General features: G+C 59.7%; 20 protein-coding genes. 6 read left to right on the top strand and 14 right to left on the bottom strand.

Annotated features, from left to right (window positions below):
• Nucleotides 1-34: 34 nt before the first annotated feature.
• The 11 genes from pgi to dksA all read right to left on the bottom strand — a co-directional run bounded on the left by pgi (nt 35) and on the right by dksA (nt 14,260).
• Nucleotides 35-1,699, bottom strand: a complete 1,665-nt coding sequence (pgi, locus tag JFT81_RS19215; RefSeq protein ID WP_201228526.1) for a glucose-6-phosphate isomerase — start codon at nt 1,697-1,699, stop codon at nt 35-37.
• 223 nt (nt 1,700-1,922) lie between these two features.
• Nucleotides 1,923-2,303, bottom strand: coding sequence for an aspartate 1-decarboxylase (gene panD, locus JFT81_RS19210; protein ID WP_201147301.1), 381 nt, complete (start codon nt 2,301-2,303; stop codon nt 1,923-1,925).
• A 209-nt stretch (nt 2,304-2,512) separates the two neighbouring features.
• Nucleotides 2,513-3,373: a pantoate--beta-alanine ligase gene (gene panC / locus JFT81_RS19205; RefSeq protein WP_201228525.1), complete on the bottom strand. Its 861-nt coding sequence runs from the start codon at nt 3,371-3,373 to the stop codon at nt 2,513-2,515.
• A complete protein-coding gene (panB, locus tag JFT81_RS19200) occupies nt 3,370-4,170 on the bottom strand; it encodes a 3-methyl-2-oxobutanoate hydroxymethyltransferase (protein WP_201228524.1) in 801 nt (266 codons plus the stop codon). Before panB ends, panC begins: the two co-directional genes overlap by 4 nt.
• 1,271 nt (nt 4,171-5,441) lie before the next feature.
• Nucleotides 5,442-5,927, bottom strand: a complete 486-nt coding sequence (gene folK, locus JFT81_RS19195; RefSeq protein ID WP_201228523.1) for a 2-amino-4-hydroxy-6-hydroxymethyldihydropteridine diphosphokinase — start codon at nt 5,925-5,927, stop codon at nt 5,442-5,444.
• A gap of 4 nt (nt 5,928-5,931) precedes the next feature.
• Nucleotides 5,932-7,335, bottom strand: coding sequence for a polynucleotide adenylyltransferase PcnB (locus JFT81_RS19190; RefSeq protein WP_201228522.1), 1,404 nt, complete (start codon nt 7,333-7,335; stop codon nt 5,932-5,934).
• A 734-nt stretch (nt 7,336-8,069) separates the two neighbouring features.
• Nucleotides 8,070-9,506: a sigma-54 dependent transcriptional regulator gene (locus JFT81_RS19185; protein WP_201228521.1), complete on the bottom strand. Its 1,437-nt coding sequence runs from the start codon at nt 9,504-9,506 to the stop codon at nt 8,070-8,072.
• Nucleotides 9,507-9,528: 22 nt separating this feature from the next.
• Nucleotides 9,529-12,483, bottom strand: a complete 2,955-nt coding sequence (locus tag JFT81_RS19180; RefSeq protein ID WP_201228520.1) for a sensor histidine kinase — start codon at nt 12,481-12,483, stop codon at nt 9,529-9,531.
• Nucleotides 12,467-12,643: a hypothetical protein gene (locus JFT81_RS19175; RefSeq protein WP_003176118.1), complete on the bottom strand. Its 177-nt coding sequence runs from the start codon at nt 12,641-12,643 to the stop codon at nt 12,467-12,469. The genes JFT81_RS19180 and JFT81_RS19175 overlap by 17 nt, the downstream gene beginning before the upstream one ends.
• 77 nt (nt 12,644-12,720) lie before the next feature.
• Nucleotides 12,721-13,617 (bottom strand): tRNA glutamyl-Q(34) synthetase GluQRS, encoded by an 897-nt coding sequence (gene gluQRS, locus JFT81_RS19170; RefSeq protein ID WP_201228519.1) that lies wholly within the window; start codon nt 13,615-13,617, stop codon nt 12,721-12,723.
• Nucleotides 13,618-13,816: 199 nt separating this feature from the next.
• On the bottom strand, nt 13,817-14,260 hold the full coding sequence (dksA, locus tag JFT81_RS19165; protein ID WP_141127898.1) for an RNA polymerase-binding protein DksA: 444 nt from the start codon (nt 14,258-14,260) through the stop codon (nt 13,817-13,819).
• Nucleotides 14,261-14,594: 334 nt separating this feature from the next.
• On the opposite strand from dksA, the gene JFT81_RS19160 reads away from it, so the two are divergent.
• Together JFT81_RS19160 and sfsA are read left to right on the top strand one after the other, a co-directional pair.
• Nucleotides 14,595-15,767, top strand: coding sequence for a pyridoxal phosphate-dependent aminotransferase (locus JFT81_RS19160; RefSeq protein WP_201228518.1), 1,173 nt, complete (start codon nt 14,595-14,597; stop codon nt 15,765-15,767).
• The gene (gene sfsA / locus JFT81_RS19155; protein ID WP_201228517.1) at nt 15,767-16,480 is read left to right on the top strand and encodes a DNA/RNA nuclease SfsA; all 714 of its coding nucleotides are present in this window, start codon (nt 15,767-15,769) and stop codon (nt 16,478-16,480) included. The genes JFT81_RS19160 and sfsA overlap by 1 nt, the downstream gene beginning before the upstream one ends.
• Here the strand turns inward: sfsA and JFT81_RS19150 are convergent.
• A complete protein-coding gene (locus tag JFT81_RS19150) occupies nt 16,477-16,794 on the bottom strand; it encodes a Rieske (2Fe-2S) protein (protein WP_201228516.1) in 318 nt (105 codons plus the stop codon). The two genes, sfsA and JFT81_RS19150, sit on opposite strands and share 4 nt — an antisense overlap.
• A gap of 165 nt (nt 16,795-16,959) precedes the next feature.
• Between JFT81_RS19150 and JFT81_RS19145 the strand changes: the two genes are divergently transcribed.
• Genes JFT81_RS19145 through JFT81_RS19130 form a run of 4 tightly spaced genes read left to right on the top strand, consistent with a single transcriptional unit; the run spans nt 16,960 to nt 20,518 of the window.
• The gene (locus tag JFT81_RS19145) at nt 16,960-17,832 is read left to right on the top strand and encodes an ABC transporter substrate-binding protein (protein ID WP_201228515.1); all 873 of its coding nucleotides are present in this window, start codon (nt 16,960-16,962) and stop codon (nt 17,830-17,832) included.
• Nucleotides 17,833-17,882: 50 nt separating this feature from the next.
• A complete protein-coding gene (locus tag JFT81_RS19140; protein WP_201230586.1) occupies nt 17,883-18,866 on the top strand; it encodes an iron ABC transporter permease in 984 nt (327 codons plus the stop codon).
• Nucleotides 18,866-19,633 (top strand): heme ABC transporter ATP-binding protein, encoded by a 768-nt coding sequence (locus tag JFT81_RS19135; RefSeq protein ID WP_201228514.1) that lies wholly within the window; start codon nt 18,866-18,868, stop codon nt 19,631-19,633. The genes JFT81_RS19140 and JFT81_RS19135 overlap by 1 nt, the downstream gene beginning before the upstream one ends.
• Before the next feature lie 21 nt (nt 19,634-19,654).
• On the top strand, nt 19,655-20,518 hold the full coding sequence (locus tag JFT81_RS19130; protein ID WP_201228513.1) for a ChaN family lipoprotein: 864 nt from the start codon (nt 19,655-19,657) through the stop codon (nt 20,516-20,518).
• A 233-nt stretch (nt 20,519-20,751) separates the two neighbouring features.
• Here JFT81_RS19130 and JFT81_RS19125 read toward each other — a convergent pair whose 3' ends face one another.
• Together JFT81_RS19125 and JFT81_RS19120 are read right to left on the bottom strand one after the other, a co-directional pair.
• Entirely contained in the window at nt 20,752-21,546 is a 795-nt protein-coding gene (locus tag JFT81_RS19125) for a cyclic nucleotide-binding domain-containing protein (RefSeq protein WP_201228512.1), read from the bottom strand.
• Nucleotides 21,547-21,562: 16 nt separating this feature from the next.
• Nucleotides 21,563-21,835, bottom strand: a complete 273-nt coding sequence (locus JFT81_RS19120) for a TfoX/Sxy family protein (RefSeq protein WP_003228231.1) — start codon at nt 21,833-21,835, stop codon at nt 21,563-21,565.
• Between the last annotated feature and the right edge of the window lie 92 nt (nt 21,836-21,927).

Raw genomic sequence — 21,927 nt, 5'->3', positions numbered from 1 at the left:
CCCACAGGAAAAGTCTGTGGGCTGCGCGATCCAATCAACCGCGGTGACGACCGCGGAAGTAGTTGATCAGGCCCTGAGTGGACGCATCGTCAGCGTTGCTCTCATCGCTGCCGACCAGGCGGTTGTAAACGCCTTTGCCCAATTCCTTGCCCAGCTCCACGCCCCACTGGTCGAAGGCGTTGATACCCCAGACTACGCTTTGCACGAACACTTTGTGTTCATACATGGCAACCAACGCGCCGAGACGACGTGGGCTGATGCGTTCGACCACCAGGGTGTTGCTCGGACGGTTGCCCGGGATCACCTTGTGCGGTGCCAGTTTGTGCACTTGCTCTTCGCTCATGCCTTTGTCGCGCAGTTCGGCCTCGGCTTCCGGCAACGTCTTGCCGAGCATCAGTGCCTGGCTCTGCGACAGGCAGTTGGCGTACAGCCACTGATGGTGGTCGGATACCGGGTTGAAGCTGACGATCGGCACGATGAAGTCGGCCGGGATCAGTTGGGTGCCTTGGTGCAGCAACTGGTGGTAAGCGTGCTGACCGTTGCAGCCGACACCACCCCAGATCACCGGCCCGGTATCGGTCGACACCGGGGTGCCGTCCTGACGCACGCTCTTGCCGTTGGACTCCATGTCCAGCTGTTGCAAGTGCTTGGTGATGTTGCGCAGGTAGTGATCGTACGGCAGGATTGCGTGGCTTTGCGCGCCCCAGAAGTTGCCGTACCAGACGCCGAGCAGGGCCAGCAGCACCGGCATGTTCTGTTCGAATGGCGCGGTCTGGAAATGCTGGTCCATGGTGAAGGCACCGGACAGCAGTTCCTTGAAGTTGGACATGCCGATGGCCAGGGCGATCGGCAAACCGATGGCCGACCACAGCGAGTAACGACCGCCGACCCAGTCCCACATCGGGAAGATGTTTTCTTCGCGGATACCGAACGCCACGGCGGCCGCGTTGTTGCTCGATACGGCGATGAAGTGGCGATACAGCTCTGCCTCAGAACCGCCCTGAGCCAGGTACCAGGCGCGAGCGGCCTGAGCATTCTTCAGGGTTTCGAGGGTGTTGAACGATTTCGACGAAACGATGAACAGTGTGGTTTCGGCGCGCAGCTTTTGCGTCAGTTCGTGAAACTCACTGCCGTCGATGTTCGCCAGATAGTGGCAACGCACGCCTTTTTGCGCGTAGGACAGCAGCGCTTCGGAAACCAGCTCGGGGCCGAGGAACGAGCCACCGATACCGATGTTCACCACGTCGGTGATCGGCTTCTCGGTGTAACCACGCCACAGACCGTCGTGGATACGGCCAACCAGATCAGTGATCTGGTTGAGCACCTTGTGCACTTCCGGCATCACGTTGACGCCATTGACCAACAGTTTGTCGCCCACTGGACGGCGCAGGGCTGTGTGCAGCGCCGGGCGGCCTTCGGATGAGTTGACGATTTCGCCGTCGAACAGCGCTTTGATCGCGCCCTTCAAATCGACTTCATTGGCCAGACCCACCAGCAGGTTGCGGGTCTCGGCGTTGATCAAATTCTTCGAATAATCGAGAAACAGTCCGCAGCTGCTCAGGGTGAACTGATTGAAGCGTTGCGGATCGGCGTTGAAGGCTTCGCGCATGCTGAAATCCTGCATGGCTTGGCGGTGATCTTTCAACGCTTGCCAGGCGGGCAGAGCGGTAACGTCGTGAGGAGTGCGGTAGTACGCCATCGCTGCGGTTTTCCTTTTTACTTGAACGGCCTTTTGAACACTGAACAGACCGCCATGCCATGTTTGGGCATGGGGTCAAACTGCGTCGACACGATTTATTGGCGCAGGGCGAATACAGTAAACCTCGCGCTGCGATCTGTCTTGACTTTGTCTGACCTGTTTCCGGTACTTTTTTAACATCAAGGTTAGAAACAGTCCGACAAACGGACGAGGATGAGGAGGTTCAGGCGAGCTGAACAGGAATGGCGTTGCTGGTGTGGCTCAGCTCATTGCCCGCAGCCATGTAAAGCATGCGCGGTTTGAAGTTGAGCAACTCGGCTTCGCTGTAGTGCGCGTAGGCGCAGATGATCACCCGGTCGCCGACTTTGGCTTTGTGCGCCGCGGCGCCATTCACCGAAATCATTCGCGAACCTTCTTCGCCACGAATCGCGTAGGTGGTGAAACGCTCGCCGTTGTCGACGTTGTAAATCTGGATCTGCTCGTATTCACGGATGCCGGACAAGTCCAGCCACTCGCCATCGATGGCGCACGAACCTTCGTAATCGAGCACTGCGTGGGTGACTTCGGCGCGGTGCAGTTTGGCCTTGAGCATGATCGCGTGCATGAGGAGTTTCCCGGGTTGGAATCAAACGGCGGGCAGTGTGCCCGAAGGCTTTATGAGCAGCAATACAGCTGAAACTCAATCTTCCTAACACCGAAACCCCCTGTGGGAGCGCGCCTGCTCGCGAATGCGTCGGATCAGTCGACATCGTTGTCAGCTGACGGATCGCATTCGCGAGCAGGCTCGCTCCTACAGGGGGTTTCGCAGTGTTTTCAGCTCGGGGTGTCGAGGTTCAGGTGCAGGTTGTCGATCATCCGTGTGGTGCCGAGGAAGGCGGCCACCAGAATCACCAGATCACGGTCTTCAGCCGTTGCCGGACGCAAGGTCAGGGCGTGGCGGATTTCCAGGTAATCCGGGCGCAGGCCTGCGGCTTCCAGTTGTTGCGACTGTGCGCTGATCAGCGCCGGGAAGTCGCGTTCGCCTTGCTTGATCGACTCGGCAATGTTGCTCAGGGCGCGGTAGACCACTGGCGCTACGGCGCGTTGATCCTCGCTGAGGAAACCATTGCGCGATGACAGCGCCAAGCCGTCGGCAGCACGCACGGTCGGCTCGCCGATGATCTGGATCGGCATGTTCAGGTCATGCACCAGCGCGCGGATCACCGCCAGTTGCTGGTAATCCTTCTGGCCGAAAATCGCCAGATCCGGCTGGACCATGTTGAACAGCTTGCTGACCACCGTTGCCACACCTTCGAAATGCCCCGGACGGCTGGCGCCGCACAGGCCTTCGGACAGTTGCGGCACGCTGACCCGGGTCTGCCCGGTCATGCCGTCGGGGTACATCTCGTCGACGGTCGGCGCGAACAGCAAATGGCAACCCGCTTGCAGCAGTTTTTCCTGATCTGCTGCCAGCGTGCGTGGGTACTTGTCGAGGTCTTCGCCAGCACCGAATTGCAGCGGGTTGACGAAAATGCTCGCGACCACGAAGTCCACCCGCTGCGTGGCTTTGGTCACCAGTGCGACATGGCCGCTGTGCAGGTTGCCCATGGTCGGCACGAAGCCGATGCGCTTGCCTTCGCTACGGGCGCGGGCGACGGCAGCGCGCAGTTCGCGTACGGTTTTGACAGTATTCATGCAGAGAATCCGTGTTCGATGCCCGGGAACGTGGTGGCTTTGACTTCGCGCACATAAGCCTTCAGTGCGGACTGGAGGCTGTCCTGACCGTGCATGAAATTCTTGACGAATTTCGGCACGCGGCCAGTGATCGACAGGCCAAGCATGTCGTGCAGCACCAGCACCTGGCCGTCGGTGGCGTTACCGGCACCGATACCGATGACCGGAATTTTCACTGCCTGGCTGATTTCCGCGGCCAGTTCGCTCGGTACGCATTCCAGCAGCAGCATGGCCGCGCCGGCCTGTTCCAGCGAGATCGCGTCGGCACGCATCTGCCGCGCCTGATTCTCGTTGCGGCCCTGCACTTTATAACCACCGAGAATGTTCACCGCTTGCGGGGTCAGACCCATGTGCGCGCAGACCGGCACACCGCGCTCGGCGAGCAGGCGGATCGACTCGGCCAGCCACAGAGCCCCTTCAACCTTGATCATGTGCGCACCGGCCTGCATCAGCATGGCGCTGTTGGTCATGGTTTGTTCAAGGGTGGCGTTGGCCATGAACGGCAGGTCGGCCAGGATCAAGGCATCGGTGTTGCCGCGTTTGACGCAGGCAGTGTGGTAGGCCATTTCTGCGGTAGTCACCGGCAGCGTGCTGTCGTGACCTTGCAAGACCATGCCGAGGGAGTCGCCCACCAGCAGCACTTCGACACCCGCCTGATTACAGGCGTGGGCGAAGGTCGCGTCATAGCAGGTCAGCATGGTGATCTTTTCACCTTTCTGCTTGAGGCTCTGGAGCGTGGTCAGGGTGATGGCTGGCATGTAAAAAATCCTCGTTCAGGCGCTCTGGAAACTACTGCGAGTAACGCGCGTGATTCTTCATCTACTCAGGCGCACGCTCTTTTGTCGTGCTTATAAGGCCTGGCTTGCGCCCGTATGTGCCGGGTTGGCGGCAGCGGGACGCCTATAGTCGTGATGAGCCAACAGGAAGTCAATTACGTGTGTTACCGCAATGTTACGAGGGGTGTGTTACCGGCGTTACTGATGCGATTCAGCGGTGCGGCGGGGCTGATTCGACGAATTTTTGTCCGACAAAAACCTGGATATGGAGCACCGCTTTTGTGGCGAGGGGATTTATCCCCGTTGGGGTGCGCAGCGCCCCCCTATATCTGGCATCACGGTACATCAGGCTGACCGCATTCAGCCTTTTTGGGGCTGCTGCGCAACCCAACGGGGATAAATCCCCTCGCCACAAAGGCTCAGGAGATTGCAGTTAATCAGTCGGCAGGCGTTCGAGGCCGACGAACAGGTAGGCGGCGAGCAGGTCGGGGTGGGGACACACCACGAACGAATTTTTGCCCGACAAAAACCTTGTTGGAAAAGGGCTTTTGTGGCGAGGGGATTTATCCCCGTTGGGGTGCGCAGCGCCCCCCTATATCTGCCATCACGGTACATCAGGCTGATCGGATTCAGCCTTTTGGGGGCTGCTGCGCAACCTAACGGGGATAAATCCCCTCGCCACAAAGGCTCAGGAGATTGCAGTCAATCAGTCGGCAGGCGTTCTAGGCCGACGAACGGACAGGCGGCGAGCAGGTCGGGGGTGGGGACACACCACGAACGAATTTTTGTCCGACAAAAATCTTGTTGGAAAAGGGCTTTTGTGGCGAGGGGATTTATCCCCGTTGGGGTGCGCAGCGCCCCCTATATCTGCCACCACGGTACATCAGGCTGATCGGATTCAGCCTTTTGGGGGCTGCTGCGCGACCCAACGGGGATAAATCCCCTCGCCACAAAGGCTCATTCAGCAGGAGATTGCAGTCAATCAGTCGGGAGGCGTTCGAGGCTGACGAACAGGCAGGCGGCGAGCATGTCGGGGAGGGGATACAGCACGAACGAATTTTTGCCCGACAAAAACCTTGTTGGAAAAGGGCTTTTGTGGCGAGGGGATTTATCCCCGTTGGGGTGCGCAGCGCCCCCCTATATCTATATCTGCCATCACGGTACATCAGGCTGATCGGATTCAGCCTTTTTGGGGCTGCTGCGCAACCCGAAGGGGATAAATCCCCTCGCCACAAAGGCTCAGGAGATTTCAGTTAATCAGTCGGGAGGCGTTCTAGGCCGACGAACGGGCAGGCGGTGAGCAGGTCGGGGAGGGTACGACCGTCAGGCAAGCGCAGGTCTGGCGGCGTCAGTTCCGCGAGGGGGTACAGGACGAACGCGCGTTCCTGAATCTGATAATGCGGGACTTTCAGGCGTGGTTCGTCGATCAGTCGATCACCGAACAACAGAATGTCCAGATCCAGCGTGCGCGGGCCCCAACGCTCCAGGCGTTCGCGGCCCTGGTCATTCTCGATCGCCTGTAAGGCATCGAGCAATTGCAGTGGTGCGAGCGAGCTGTCGAGCGCCGCGACCGCGTTGGTGTAACGCGGTTGCCCAGGCAGCAGCGAGTCGCTTTGATAGAAGGCTGAAACACCGGCGAGGGTCGTTTGCGGCAATTGCCCCAGCGCCTCGACGGCGCTGCGCAATTGTTCGGCCGGGTCAGCAAGGTTGCTGCCCATGCCGATGTAGATGCGTTCCATGCCTTTACTCGCCTGTCGAAGCGCTCGGGGCACCGGCGCGTTTGCGCTTGGAGCCGCCACTGCGACGACGTTTGCGTGGCGCGCCACTGGCGTCATCACCCTTGCCGCTGAGGTCACGGATCATGTCGCGACGCTCGCTTTCGTTGGCATCCTGATAGTCAGTCCACCATTCGCCTAGGCCGTCAGTCTCCTCGCCAGCGCTTTCACGTAACAGCAGGAAGTCATAACCGGCGCGGAAACGCGGGTTGTCCAGCAACAGATCGGCACGTTTGCCGCTGCGGCGTGGCAGACGCTCCTGCATGTCCCAGATCTCGCGGATCGGCATGGTGAAGCGCTTCGGAATCGCGATGCGCTGGCACTGCTCGGCGATCAGTTCGTGGGCGCCTTCCTGCATTGCCGGAATCGGTGGCATGCCACGCTCTTGCAAGCGCAACACCCGGGCCGGCAGGGCAGGCCACAGCAGGGCGGCAAACAGGAACGCCGGGGTTACCGGTTTATTCTGCTTGATGCGCAGGTCGGTGTTGGTCAGCGCTTCGCTGATCAGCGTATGGGTGTATTCCGGGTTATGTTCCAGCGCATCGGCACTGGCCGGGAACAGCGGGGCGAACAGTTGCAGGTCGACGAGCATTTCGAAGGTGATTGCGGCGTGTCCCGAGAGGAACAGCTTGAGCACTTCTTCGAACAGGCGCGCCGAAGGGATCTCGCGCAGCATCGGTGCCAGTTCGCGAATGGGCTGCACGGTGTGCTTTTCGATGCCGAAGTTGAGCTTGGCGGCAAAACGCACGGCCCGCAGCATGCGCACCGGATCTTCCTGGTAACGCTGCTTCGGATCGCCGATCAGGCGGATCAGGTGATTGCGGATGTCGTGTACGCCGTTGGCGTAGTCGAGGATGCGCTCGCTGACCGGATCGTAATACAGCGCGTTGATGGTGAAATCGCGACGTTGCGCGTCTTCTTCCAGGGTGCCGTAAACGTTGTCGCGCAGAATGCGCCCGCTCTCGTTGCGCGAAGACTGGTTACTGTCTTCGTCGTCTTCGTTTTGTGGGTGATTGGCGCGGAAGGTCGCGACTTCGATGATTTCGCGACCGAAATGGATATGCACCAGTTTGAAGCGACGGCCGATAATCCGCGCATTGCGGAATTCGGCGCGGACTTGCTCGGGTGTGGCGCTGGTGGCGACGTCGAAGTCCTTGGGCGTAATGCCCAGTAGCATGTCACGCACGCAACCGCCGACCAGATAAGCCTGGTAACCGGCACCTTGCAGGCGTTCGACGATATTCACCGCGTAGCGGCTGAACTGCGTTTTCTGCAGCGAGTGTTGACCGCTGTTGAGCACTTCAGGGGTGCTGCGGATGTGTTGCGTACGACGCACGGGAGTTCGGAATGACTGGAACAACTTCTTCAGCATGGGATGCACTGTTTGAAGGAATGTTCGGCCATACCAAAGAATGACCGCATGATGGGCGCAGATTCTAGCATTTAGTCGGGGGATGGTGTAGGACACGGCAGATTTGAGCTGTAAGCCGCAAGCTGCAAGGGTCGAGCAAGGGAAATTCGAAGGATTTTGCCGGGAGGGAGAAACTACAAGGGGAGCCGAAGCTCCCCAAGAAGTAGTTGCGTGCTCTTTTTATTATTGATTCGGGCTTCTTGTTTTTGTTGAGTGCCCTCGCCACGAAGCGTTTCCTTCGCGGCCCTCCCAATCGGGAGCCAAGAGCAAACGGATTGCTTTGGTCGCTGAATTGCAGTGATCTCTCGATCCAACCAGTACAGGCTCTGTCTTAGGACAGTTTTTGTTGTTCTCGGCCTGGTCGTGGGGCAAGCCCCAAATACAACGCCTCTCCAAAAGAATCAGTTAGCTGCGCCTCTCGCCGTCTTGTTTTTATTGTGCGTGAGTCGATTCGTCTTATTTTTATTGTCTTGTGCATTGCTTGTTATTGTTCTTGTACCAAACATATAGCAGGTGCCGTGCCAACTTTTGCGAAACCCAATAAAACAAGGGGTTAGGTCGATATAACCGTTTTGTCGGGGCGAAAAAAAGCCGGGGTTTCGTTACCGATAACCCCGGCTTCTGTTACGTGAATCGACTGAGGTAACAGTTTTTTCACATCTTCAAGCGTTACCCACACACTCGACAGGTAACGTTCAGCTCTCGCTGGCGACCCCGGTCTTGCGCCGTGGAATGCCCAGACGCTGTCGGCGTTCCCACAGGCATTTACGGCTGACGCCCAGTTTGCGCGCCAGTTCGGTTTCGGTCATGTGGTCCTGATGCTCGAGGACGAAGTGCTGGAAATAGTCTTCCAGCGACAGGTCTTCGGTCGGTTCGTGGCTGCTGTTACTGGCGTTACCCGCCGTTTGTGGCGGCAGGCCGATGAACTCGTCGTCGTCCAGATCGCTCAACTCGATGTCGATGCCCAACAGATCCGCAGAGATTTCCGGGCTCTCGCTCAGAATCACCGCGCGTTCAACGGCGTTTTCCAGCTCGCGCACGTTACCCGGCCAGGAATAGTGACGGATGGCCTGTTCGGCATCCGCCGCAAACTTGAGGTCGGTACGGTTGATGCGCGCACTCTGGCGAGCGAGGAAAGCCGTGGCGATTTCGTTGACGTCGGCGCCGCGTTCACGCAGGGCCGGCAGTTTCAGCGCAATCACGTGCAGACGGTAATAAAGGTCTTCACGGAACTGGCCGATTTTCGCCAGGCTTTTGAGGTCCCGGTGAGTGGCCGCAATCAGGCGTACATCAACTTTCTGCGACTGCACCGAGCCGACTCGACGAATTTCGCCTTCCTGCAACACGCGCAACAAGCGCGCCTGGGCTTCCAGCGGCAGTTCGCCGATTTCGTCGAGGAACAGAGTACCGCCATCCGCCGCTTCGACCAGACCGGCGCGACCGGCGCTGGCACCGGTGAACGCACCTTTCTCGTGGCCGAACAGTTCGGATTCGATCAGGCTTTCCGGAATGGCTGCGCAGTTCACCGAGATCATCGGTGCCTTGGCGCGTTTCGACAGGTTGTGCAGGGCGCGGGCTACCAGTTCTTTACCTGTACCGGACTCACCCTGGATCAACACATTGGAGTCGGTCGGTGCGACTTTGCGGATCTTGCTGTAGAGATCCTGCATCGGCGGGCAGGAACCGATAATGCCGATTTCACCGTTACTGTTGTCGGTCGCGACTTTGCTGCTGCCACTGGACGATTTGCCTGCAACGACTTCGCTGACAGCCGGCGTCGATTGGCGATCACGCAGGATCCGCGCAACCGCCTGGAGCATTTCATCGTGGTCGAACGGCTTGGCGATGTAGTCGACCGCGCCCATTTTCATCGAGTCGACCGCCGAGCGCAGGCTGGCGTAACTGGTCATGATCAGCACCGGCGTGCCCTGACCGAGCTTGATCAGCTCGGTGCCCGGCGCGCCCGGCAGGCGCAGATCACTGACGATCAGATCGAACGTCGGAATGGTGAAGCGTTCTTGTGCTTCCTGCACTGAACCGGCTTCGCTGACCTGATACTGATTACGTTCCAGCAGGCGGCGCAAGGCGGAGCGGATAATGGTTTCGTCTTCGACGATCAAAATGTGCGGCATTGATTCGATACTCTCGACGGTCTCAGTTCACAGCGGACGTCGCTTCGACATGACGCGGTAAGGTCACCCGGATACGGGTGCCGCGTTGGCTTTGTACATCAGCCGGGCTGTCGATGGTGATTTGTCCATAATGCTCTTCAACGATGGAATAGACCAGTGCAAGGCCCAGACCGGTGCCTTCGCCAGGATCCTTGGTGGTGAAGAAGGGTTCGAACAATCTGTCCATGATGTTCTTCGGAATACCGCTGCCTTCGTCCTCGACGATCAGATCGACCGTGTGTTCGCCGGCTTCGCTTTTGACCCGTACCGCGCTGTGCGGCGGCGAGGCGTCGCGGGCGTTTGAAAGCAGATTGATCAAGACCTGGGCGAGCCGCTGCGGATCGCCTTCGACCCAGTGATCGGGATCACAAAGGTTGTAGAACTGCACTTCGAAATTGCGCCGGTTCAAGGCCAGCAGACCGATGGCATCCTGCGCCACTTCCGCCAGGCAAACCGGCTCGTCGCTGTGCTGATGGCTGCCGGCGTGGGCAAAGCTCATCAACGACTGCACGATGCGCGAGACGCGTTTGGTCTGTTCGAGGATCTGTCCGCTGATTTCCGTCAGCTCGCTGTCGTCTTCGCGTTCTTCGCGCAGGTTCTGCGCCAGGCAAGCAATGCCGGTGATCGGGTTACCGATTTCGTGGGCGACACCCGCCGCAAGACGACCAATGCTCGCCAGACGCTCGGAGTGCACCAGTTTGTCTTCGAGCATCTGCGTTTCAGTCAAATCCTCGACCAGTAACACCAGACCACTGTTACCCGGTGCCAACGGTTCATCAATCGCCGCTTTGTGCAGGTTCAGCCACCGGGTCTGGCCATCGAGGGCCAAATGCTGTTTGTGCAAATGTTCGTCGGGCAGATTGATGAAGCCCTGGAGCAATTCTTTCCACGGTTCACCAATGGTGCTCAAGCGCGAACCGACCACGCGCTGCGCAGCGATTCCGGTGAGTTCTTCCATGGCCTTGTTCCACATCAGGATCTCTTGATCCTTGGCCAGCGAGCAGACGCCCATCGGCAGTTCCTGCAAGGTCTGGCGATGGTAACGACGCAAGGCGTCGAGTTCGGCAGCCAGGCCCGTAAGGCGTGAGTGGTAATCCTCGAGGCGGCTTTCGATGAAGTGAATGTCTTCGGTCACATAGTTTTCACCGCCAGCCTTGTACGGCAGGAAGGTTTCGACCATGTCTTGCGCCACGCTCGGGCCCATCAGGCCGGAAAGGTTGGCTTCGATGCGGTCGCGCAAGCGGCGCAAGGCGTAGGGGCGACGCTCGTCGAACGGCAGATAAAGGTCGCGCAGCGCCTGCTCGACTTCTTTCTGCGCAGCCTTGGCGCCCAGCGGTTTGGCCAACTGCGTGGCAAATTCCTGCGGCGAGGCGGCGTGTAGCTCACGACGTTGTGGGCGACGGACGTTATCCACCGCGCAGGCTTCGGCGGCGGAAGCCTCTTCAGGGCTGGCGTTGGTGAACAGCGAGATCAGGGTGAACATCAAAACGTTGGCCGCCAGCGACGCGATGGCCGCCATGTGCCAACTGGTGTCATCCAGCACGTAAATCATGTTCAGCAGCGGTATGTAGAAGCCCTGCAGATTACCGACCAGTGGCAACAGCATGGTAACGACCCAGACCAGAATCCCCGCCAACAGACCGGCGATGAAACCGCGACGGTTGGCGGTCGGCCAGTACAGCACTGACAACACGCCCGGCAGGAATTGCAACGTGGCGACGAAGGCCACGATGCCGAGGTTGGCCAGATCCTGCCCGGCGCCGAGCATCAGGTAGAAGCCGAAGCCGGCCATGATGATCGCGACGATCAGCGCGCGGCGAGTCCACTTCAGCCAGCGGTAGATGTTGCCTTCGGCGGGTGGCTGATAAAGCGGTAGCACCAGATGGTTGAGCGCCATGCCCGACAGCGCCAGGGTGGTGACGATGATCAGTCCGCTGGCCGCTGACAGCCCACCGACGTAAGCCAGCAAGGCCAGCGGCTTGCTGTTGGCAGCAATGCCGATGCCGAGAGTGAAATATTCCGGGTCGGTGGTGGCGCCGAGCTTGAGTCCGGCCCACAGGATCAACGGCACCGCCAGGCTCATCAGCAGCAGGAACAACGGCAAGCCCCAACTCGCACTGACCAATGAGCGCGGGTTGAGGTTCTCGGTGAACGTCATGTGATACATGTGCGGCATCACGATCGCCGAGGCGAAGAACACCAGTAGCAGCGTGCGCCATGGGCCTTCCTGCAACGGCGTGTGCAGTGCAGCGAGAGCAGTCTGATTTTGTAACAGCCACAGCTCAAGCTGTTGCGGGCCGTCGAACACACCGTACAACGCATAGAGACCGACGCCGCCGAGGGCGATCAGTTTGATCACCGACTCGAAGGCAATCGCGAATACCAGACCTTCGTGTTTCTCGCGGGTAGCGATATGCCGGGAGCCGAAGAAAATCGTGAACAGAATGATCAGCGCACAAAACGCCAGTGCCACGCGGCTCTGAATCGGCTCGCCGGTGAGAATGCCGATGGAGTCGGCCACCGCCTGAATCTGCAACGCCAGTAACGGCAACACGCCGATCAGCATGAAGATCGTGGTCAGCGCGCCGGCCCAGGTGCTGCGAAAGCGGAACGCAAAAAGATCCGCCAGCGACGACAGCTGATACGTGCGGGTGATCTTCAGGATCGGATAGAGCAGCACCGGCGCCAGCAGAAACGCGCCGGACACGCCGAGATAACTGGACAGAAAGCCGTAGCCGTACTGATAAGCGAGGCCGACCGTGCCGTAGAACGCCCACGCACTGGCGTAAACCCCCAGCGACAAGGTGTAGGTCAGCGGGTGGCGAATGATTGCGCGCGGGATCATGCCCCGCTCACTGATCCAGGCTACGCCGAACAGCACCGCCAGGTAGGCGGCGCTGACCAGGATCATCTGGGTCAGGCTAAAGCTCATCGGCATCTTTTTGGCTCTGCAGGATGAAGGTCACGACAATCAGGATCAGCCAGAGCAGATAAGGGCGATACCAGGCGCCCGTAGCGTCGATCCACCAATCCATGATGGCGGGGGAAAACAGGTAGATCCCCACGACTAAAAGCAGGACCAAGCGATAGATGTACATCCCGGCCTCTCTTTTTTATGCGCGTGCCCGAAAACGTGCGGCGATGGTAACGGATGGCGGCGCGACTGCAAGTGTCGTCATAGCAGTTGCGCTTCGGGCAGGGTCAGTGTGCGCGGGATCTTGCTTGCATCCCAGTGCGCGCTACCCCAGATCAGCAGTTCCTGTGGCGTCGCGTGTTCGAGTTCGGCGCCGGGGTTTTGCCCCAGTGCGCGCAGAGCCCGCAGTAGCAAAGGCGTCGCTTGATCGGCTTCGAGCGGAGGCGAACGGTATGACTTGCCGAGCTTGTTGCCGTCCGGCTGAGTGATCAGCGGCAGGTGCAGATAGCGCGGCTGGCGCAGACCCAGTAGTTCTTGCAGATAGAGCTGGCGGGGTGTCGAGTCGAGCAGGTCGGCGCCGCGCACGATGTCGGTGATGCCTTGCCAGGCGTCGTCGAGCACCACGGCCAATTGATAGGCATACAACCCATCACGACGGCGAATGACGAAGTCGCCGACGTCACGACCCAGATGCTGGCGGTATTCGCCCTGCACACGGTCGATGAAGTGGTATTCCAGCTCTGGCACGCGCAGGCGGATCGCAGCGTCTTGCTGGTCGTGACCGGCGTTGCGGCACAGGCCCGGATAAATGCCGTGATACGGCTCCAGTTGTTTGCGCGAGCAGGTACAGGCGTAAGCCAGGCCGTGATTGAACAGGCTGTTGAGCACGTCAGCGTAAGCGTCGTGGCGATCACTCTGGCGCACCATCTCGCCATCCCATTCGAAGCCGTAGCTCTCCAGCGCCTGGAGGATGGCGGTCTGTGCGCCGGGTTCTTCACGAGGCGGGTCGAGGTCTTCCATGCGCACCAGCCAGCGGCCACCGACCGAACGGGCGTCGAGATAGGAGGCGAGGGCGGCAACCAGCGAACCGAAGTGCAAATGGCCACTGGGTGTCGGGGCAAAGCGGCCGATGTAGGCGGAGGATTTTTTGGCAGTCATGAGGGCGAAACTACTTTTGGGGCTATACGCAGGTCAACCTGTGGGAGCGAACCTGCTCGCGAAAGCGATGGGTCAGTCAATATCGATGTTGAATGTCATACCGCTTTCGCGAGCAGGCTCGCTCCCACAAAGGCTCAAAGGCAAAAGGCAGAAACAAAAACGGAGCGTTCGCACGCTCCGTTTTTCGTTCAGGTCGGGATTACTTGCCGACCTGCTTTTCCTTGATTTCAGCCAGGTTCTTGCAGTCTACGCACATGTCGGCGGTAGGACGGGCTTCGAGGCGCTTGACGCCGATCTCGATGCCGCAGGAATCACACCAACCGTATTCACCGTCTTCGATCAACTGCAGTGTCTTGTCGATCTTCTTGATCAGCTTGCGCTCGCGATCACGGGCGCGCAGTTCGAGGGCGAACTCTTCTTCCTGACTGGCACGGTCGGCCGGGTCGGGGAAGTTGGCTGCTTCGTCCTTCATGTGATCAACAGTGCGGTCGACTTCCTGCATCAAGTCCAGTTTCCACTTGGTCAGGATCTTGGTGAAGTGCGCGCGCATGGGTTTGCCCATGTACTCTTCGTCTTTGGCCTGAACATAGGGTTCGAAGCCAGTGATCGCCGTTTGCTGCTGTTGCTTTGCTTGGGTGGGCATGAAATGGACCGCCTCTACTCTTGTAATCCATTGCGCAGGATTGCTCCATCACCGACACCTGCCGGCCCTGCGGCTGCAAGCGGGCGAACTTACCAGATCAATTCGGCCTGCGCTACTCCCGGATGTCGAGGCCCCGGCGGGTGGCGCTTGCAAATGTTTGGCAAGCCGTGTCTGGCGGTGCGGGAGACCTGTTCAATCACTGATTTTAGTCAATCCTGGAGCGTACGCTCATATCGTTACAGTCCAGCGTTCTTGAGGCTGAGACCGCGGCGGGTTCTCGCTCGTTCCGGGAGATGAGTAGAATCGTCTCTTTTTCGCCGTCGAAGGAAATCCAATGGCTCAGCCCTACAGTGCGCGCAGTCGTGCGATCGAACCGTTTCATGTGATGGCGTTGCTGGCGCGGGCCAATGAATTGCAGGCCGAGGGGCGCGATGTCATCCATCTGGAGATCGGCGAGCCGGACTTCACCACGGCCGAGCCGATCATCCGTGCAGGGCAAGCGGCGCTGACGGCGGGTAAAACGCGTTACACGGCGGCGCGCGGGATTCCCGAGTTGCGCGAGGCAATCTCCGGTTTCTATCAGTCGCGCTACGGCTTGAGCATCGATCCTCGGCGAATTCTGATCACGCCGGGCGGTTCGGGTGCGTTGCTGCTGGCCAGTGCGCTGCTGGTCGATCCGGGCAAGCATTGGTTGCTGGCGGATCCCGGTTATCCGTGTAACCGCCACTTTCTGCGCTTGGTCGAGGGCGCGGCGCAGTTGGTGCCTGTCGGCCCGGAGGTGCGTTATCAACTGACCCCGGATCTGGTCGAACGGCATTGGGACCACGACAGCGTTGGCGCGTTGGTCGCGTCGCCGGCCAACCCGACCGGCACGATTCTGACCCGCGATCAGTTGGCCGGGTTATCCACAGCCATCAAGGCCCGGCACGGGCATCTGGTGGTGGACGAGATCTATCACGGCCTGACTTACGGCACCGATGCCGCCAGCGTGCTGGAAGTCGATGACAGCGCCTTTGTGTTGAACAGTTTCTCCAAGTATTTCGGCATGACCGGTTGGCGCCTCGGCTGGCTGGTGGCACCGGAGGCGGCGGTCGGCGAGCTGGAAAAACTTGCACAGAACCTCTACATCAGTGCGCCAAGCATGGCGCAATACGCGGCACTGGCTTGCTTTGAACCAGACACCATCGCGATTCTGGAAGAGCGTCGTGCCGAGTTCGGTCGTCGTCGGGATTTCCTTCTGCCAGCGTTGCGCGAGCTGGGTTTCAACATTGCCGTGGAACCCGAGGGCGCATTCTATCTCTATGCAGATATCAGCAAGTTCGGCGGCGATGCCTTCGCGTTCTGCCGACATTTCCTTGAAACCGAGCATGTTGCGTTTACCCCGGGGCTGGACTTCGGACGCCATCAGGCCAGCCATCATGTGCGTTTTGCTTACACGCAAAACCTCCTTCGCTTACAGGAAGCGGTGGAACGGATTGCGCGTGGCTTGAAGAGTTGGCAAGGCTGATGCGTTTTTATCCTCCTCTGGAAGAGGCGCGACTGATTCGTCGTTACAAGCGTTTTCTCACTGATATCGAGACCGTTGACGGCGAGTTGTTGACCATTCACTGCCCGAATACCGGTTCGATGCTCAATTGCCAGGTCGAAGGCGGGCAGGTCTGGTTCAGTCGCTCCAATGATCCGAAGCGCAAACTGCCCGGCACTTGGGAAATCGGCGAAACCCCGCAAGGTCGCTTGTTTTGCGTGAACACCGCGCGGGCTAACGGGTTGGTCGAAGAAGCTTTGTTGGCCGGGGTTATCACTGAGCTGAACGGGTTTACCGCGCTGAAGCGTGAGGTGGCTTACGGGCAAGAGAAGAGTCGCATCGATTTTCGCCTCGAATACCCGAGCGGCCCGGCCTATGTCGAGGTGAAAAGCGTCACCCTGGGTTTCGATGGTACTGATGTGGCGGCGTTCCCCGATGCCGTGACCCAGCGCGGCGCCAAGCATCTGCGTGAACTGGCGCACCTGGCGCGGGACGGCATTCGCGCGGTGCAGTTGTATTGCGTGAATCTCAGCGGGATCGAGGCCGTACGGCCCGCCGAGGAGATCGATTCGGCCTACGCCGATGCCTTGCGTGAAGCAGTCGCCTGTGGTGTTGAAGTGCTGGCTTACGGCGTACGGCTCAACCATGAAGAGATGGTGATCGACCGGCGCCTCGATGTGCTGCTCAACGGCTAAACATCGATCCACAAGCCCTGTGCATCTTCACGGCAGTCAATGGCCGTCAACGACTGCCCGGCGCAAGGCCCGGCGACGCATTCACCGTCCTCGATCAGAAACAGTGCGCCATGGGTGGCGCACTGAATCAAACTGTTGCTCGGGTCGAGAAACTGGTCGGGATGCCATTCCAGACCCACGCCCCGGTGCGGACAGCGATTCAGATAGACATACGCCTGACCGTTGCGGCGCACGGCAAACAGCTTTTTCCCGTCGATTTCAAAACCGCGGCTACCGGCCTCGGCCAGATCGGCACCCGCGCACAGAAACTTCATGGCTATCCTCTAATGTCTGCTCGTGTCCGGATATGTCCGAGCTTGACGTTTAAATGCAAACAATTATCAAATGGCGGCCTTCACCCGAAGGGTGGCTGACAGACGCCGAGGATACTTGGCCTGGCATCCGCGTGCGCGGGAAAACCTCATTCAAGGAAGCTGTGTATGCGCCTGAGTACCCACGTTGCTGTGCTGTGTGTCGGACTTTTAGTCAGCCACCAGGCTGCAGCGGCTGATTTGCCGCAACGTTGGGTCAGTGCTGGCGGCGCGTTGTCGGAGTGGGTCAGTGCGCTGGGCGGCGAATCGAAGCTGGTGGGCGTCGACACCACCAGCCAGCATCCGCAATCGTTGAAAGCGCTGCCAAGCATTGGTTATCAGCGCAGCCTTTCGGCTGAGGGCATCCTCAGTTTGCGTCCGGATATTCTTATTGGCACCGAAGAAATGGGGCCACCGCCGGTGCTGTCTCAGGTGAAAGCAGCCAAGGTGCAGGTGGAGTTGTTTTCGGCGCAGCCGGATCTGCCGACGCTGGAGAAAAACGTCACGCACTTGGGGCAGTTGCTCGGCGCTGAACAACAGGCCGCGCAATTGCTGCAACGTTATCAACAGCAACTCGACGCGCAGAAGACGCGAGTTGCTGACGCGCAGGCCAAACAGAAAGCGCCGGGGGTCCTGTTATTGCTGGGGCATGCGGGAGGGAAACCTTTGATCGCCGGCAAGGACACCGCCGCCGATTGGCTGCTGCAACAGGCCGGCGGGCACAATCTGGCGACGCATACCGGCTACAAGCCGTTTTCCGTGGAATCCCTCGCCAGTCTCGACCCAGAGGTTTTGGTCTTCGCTGACCGTGCGCTGACCGGTGACGCAGCGAAAGCGGCGCTGTTCAAGGAAAACCCGATTCTCAATGCCAGCCGTGCCGCCAAGGCCGGACGTGTGCTGGAGCTTGATCCGACCTTTTTGGTCGGTGGGCTTGGGCCACGCCTGCCAGCGGCGTTGCAGACCCTGTCTGACGGTTTCTACCCGGCCAAGAGCGGCCAATGACCACATTGGTCAAACCCCGTGGCCTGTTCATCGGCCTGACGCTCCTGTGTTTGCTGGCGATATGGCTGTCATTGGCCCTCGGCCCGGTCAGCTTGCCGCTGTTCGATACATTGCGCGCGGCGTTGCGCATGCTTGGTGTGCCGCTGGCGCCGGACGGGCTGGAGCAGGCTGAACTGATTCTCGGGCAGATTCGTCTGCCGCGGACTTTGCTCGGGCTGGCGGTGGGCGGTGTGCTGGCGCTGTCCGGCGTGGCGATGCAAGGACTGTTTCGTAACCCGTTGGCCGATCCGGGACTGGTCGGTGTTTCCAGTGGCGCGGCATTGGGCGCGGCAGTTGCGATTGTCGGCGGCTCGTTTTTTGGCGGTTTGCCGGAATGGTTCGGACCTTATCTGTTGTCGGTGTGTGCGTTTCTCGGCGGCCTCGGGGTGACTGCGCTGGTCTATCGACTCGGTCGGCGTAACGGCCAGACCAACGTCGCGACCATGTTGCTGGCCGGTATCGCGCTGACGGCGCTGGCCAGTTCGGCGGTCGGACTGTTCACCTATCTGGCGGATGACGCGACTTTGCGTACGCTGACTTTCTGGAACCTCGGCAGTCTCAATGGCGCCAGTTACGCGCGGTTGTGGCCGTTGTTGATCATCAGTGGCGGGGTCGCGTTGTGGCTGCCGCGTCGGGCGAAAGCATTGAATGCCTTGTTGCTCGGGGAATCCGAGGCCGGGCACCTGGGGATTGATGTCGAGCGGCTCAAGCGGGAATTGGTGTTTTGCACCGCGTTGGGTGTTGGCGCCGCAGTGGCAGCGGCGGGGATGATCGGTTTCGTCGGATTGGTGGTGCCGCACCTGGTGCGCTTGTTGGCCGGGCCGGATCATCGTGTGTTGCTGCCGGCCTCGGTGCTCGCCGGGGCGAGTCTGTTGCTGCTGGCGGATCTGGTCGCACGGCTGGCGCTGGCGCCGGCGGAGTTGCCAATCGGCATCGTCACGGCGTTTATCGGCGCGCCGTTCTTCCTTTATCTGCTGCTGCGAGGGCGTGCCTGATGCTGCGTGCGCACAATCTGCACATCCAGCGCGGGCGCAAGGCTGTGCTCAGCGAAGTCTCGCTGCAACTTCAACCGGGCGAAGTGCTGGGTGTGCTCGGGCCAAATGGCGCGGGCAAAAGTACCTTGTTGGGCGCCTTGTGCGGTGAGTTGACGGCCAGTGAAGGCGAGGTCTCGCTCGACGGCGAGGCCTTGAGTCGCTGGACGGGAGTGCAGCGCGCCCAGCGTCTGGCGGTACTGCCGCAGGTCTCGACCCTGGATTTTGCTTTCCGTGTCGAAGAAGTGGTGGGCATGGGGCGCCTGCCTTATCAAAGTGGCCGAGTGCGCGATGACGAAATCATCGTGGCGGCTTTGGCGGCGGCGGATGCCGGGCATCTGAGCGGACGCAGTTATCTGGCGTTGTCGGGGGGCGAGCGTCAGCGCGTGCATCTGGCGCGGGTGCTGGCGCAATTGTGGCCGGGTCAGACTGGGCAAACGTTGCTGCTTGATGAACCGACGTCGATGCTCGATCCATTGCATCAACACACAACCCTGCAGGCGGTGCGCGAGTTTGCCGATCGCGGCGCGGCGGTGCTGGTGATCCTGCATGATCTGAATCTGGCGGCGCGCTATTGTGATCGTATTCTGCTGCTTGCAGATGGCCGCCCCGTGGCGCTGGATACACCGGAGCAAGTACTGCGACCGGATTCGCTGAAAGCGGTGTTCGGTCTCGAAGTGTTGGTGCAACCGCACCCGGAGCGTGGGCATCCGCTGATCATCGCCCGCTGAATTCTTCATCGAGGTGATGACATGCGTGGGATCTGGGGGTTGGCGCTGCTGGTATTGGCGGGGTGTCTGGCGGGGTGTCAGCATGTTGCGTTGCCGCCTCCGGTCAGTGGCGACATTCGTGATCTGCACAACGGCCAACTGCTGACGGCGCAGCAATTGCTGGCGCGTCTTGCCAAGCCCACGCGGGTCATCATTGGCGAGCAGCATGACAATGCCGATCACCATGCCGCGCAGTTGTGGTTGTTGCAATCGCTGAGCGAGCAACGACCGCAGGGCAGCCTGCTGCTGGAAATGCTCACGCCGGATCAGCAGCCGAAAGTCGATGCGCTTCGCCAATCTGCGTCGCTGCCCAGCGACCTCCCTAATGCGCTGTCCTGGCAGGATGGCTGGGACTGGAATCTTTATGGGCCGATCGTTCGCTTCGCCCTCACACAACCGTATCCGCTGCTGGCGGCCAACCTTGAAAGCACTGAAATCCGCGCGTTCTATCAACAGCCGCCGCGCTTGAGCGGGGCACGCAGCAATGCGCAAACCGTGAAAGCGACTCTGCTGGAGCAAATCAGCGATTCTCACTGCGGTCTGCTGACCAAATCGCAGATGCCGGCGATGTTGGCGGTTCAGCAGCAACGGGACAGGCGTATGGCTGAGCGTCTGTTGGCTGCGCCGACGCCCTCATTGCTGTTGGCGGGGGCATGGCATGCGCGCAAGGATGTGGGAGTGCCGCTGCACCTGCTGGATTTAGTCGCAACGGAGGCGCCGACAGTTCTGATGCTGGCCGAGCAGGGGACTGAGGTCACCGCCGCCATGGCTGATTACGTCTGGTACACGCCCGCTACAGCCAAGCGCGATTACTGCGAAGAGATGCGTAAGCAGTTCGGCAAATGACTTTCTTGCAGGCAAAAAAAGACCCGGTAAAAAACCGGGTCAAATAACCGTGATTAGCCTGATGAGGAGATAATCTGAGAGTCCGAACCAAGGGCTTTTCAGAATATCGACTGATCTCGCGACCAGTTGTGATAATCATAGCGATTCTCATTACCAAGTCAACCACTGTTTCCGGATTTATTTTATTTAGTCTCGAAAATGGCGTGAATGCCCCGTAAACAGGGGGCTTGGTGTCAGTCTTTGCGCGCAGTGAATTGGCTGACCTGCCTGTTCAGTTGGCCGATCCGCCGCGCCATGCTCTCGATCAGGCTGTGGGCAATCTTCGGATTGGTGCGGGTCATGTTCAAAAATTGCTCACCGGGGATCAGCATCACGGTGCTCGCTTCACGGGCGATGACCGTGGCATTGCGCGGCTCGCCAGTGAACACTGCCATGGCGCCGAAAATCTCGTCTTTGGGCACATCGCCGACCTTGTGTCCGTCGACAAACGCCTCGGCGTGGCCGTCGATGATCACAAATACATGATCGGCAGCGTCACCCTGGTTGATCAGGATTTCCCCGGCCTCCACCCGTTTGAAACCATTGGTACTGCGAAACTCGCGCGGTTTCAGTTCGGCTACGGCGTGGGCGAGGATTGCCATTTGCCCCAACAGGTATTCGAGGAATTGATCCGCCCGGCCGGGCTCGGCATACACATGCTGGACAACTTCACTGCGCCGATAAGGTTGCAAGCGCAGTGGCCCATCACTGCACAAACGGCAATCGGCCCAGGCTTCGCCCTGTTGCAGACCGAACAAATCACCTTCCTGCCAGTAAAACAGCGCCCGTGCACCGATGCCGCCATGGATCACACCGTCAGTCAGCAGAAACAACTGATCGCCTGGCAACTGCGCCATCAGGTCATCCGTCGATTCCAGTTGCAGATCCGGCCCGCACGGTGCCAAGCCGTGCAGCCACTGCGCAGGCAAATTCTGCAAGCGATTGATCAGCGCATCGGCAAACGCCGATTGTTCCCCCAGCAAATACATGACGGTCAGGGCCCGTTCAATTCTTGTGACGCGAGGAAATGGCTTCGAGCTGCTTGTTCAGTGCGTCCTTGCGCTCGGCGGGGATATCGTTCCAGTGCACATCCATCAGCGCGCCCTCGATCGCATACAGCAACACCTTGGATGCGCGAAACCCGCGGGTACGCACGGCCCGGTAAGCGTCCACCGCGCCCAGGCGACGCAAGTCCGAGGCGCTGTGGATGCCCACGGCATGCAGCCATTGCGCCGACGTCTTGCCAAGATTCTTCAGGTGTTGCAGTTCATCATTCATCAAGCCTCCTTGCGACGGCCGAATGGTGCGTGGGCGAGCTTCTCAGGAGTGTAGCCATCAGTAGGAAAAGCGTGGTTGTTTGGTCGGATTCA

The sequence above is a fragment of the Pseudomonas sp. TH43 genome (assembly GCF_016650635.1).
Lineage (GTDB): Bacteria > Pseudomonadota > Gammaproteobacteria > Pseudomonadales > Pseudomonadaceae > Aquipseudomonas.
This window is presented reverse-complemented; position numbering and strand designations above follow the sequence as displayed.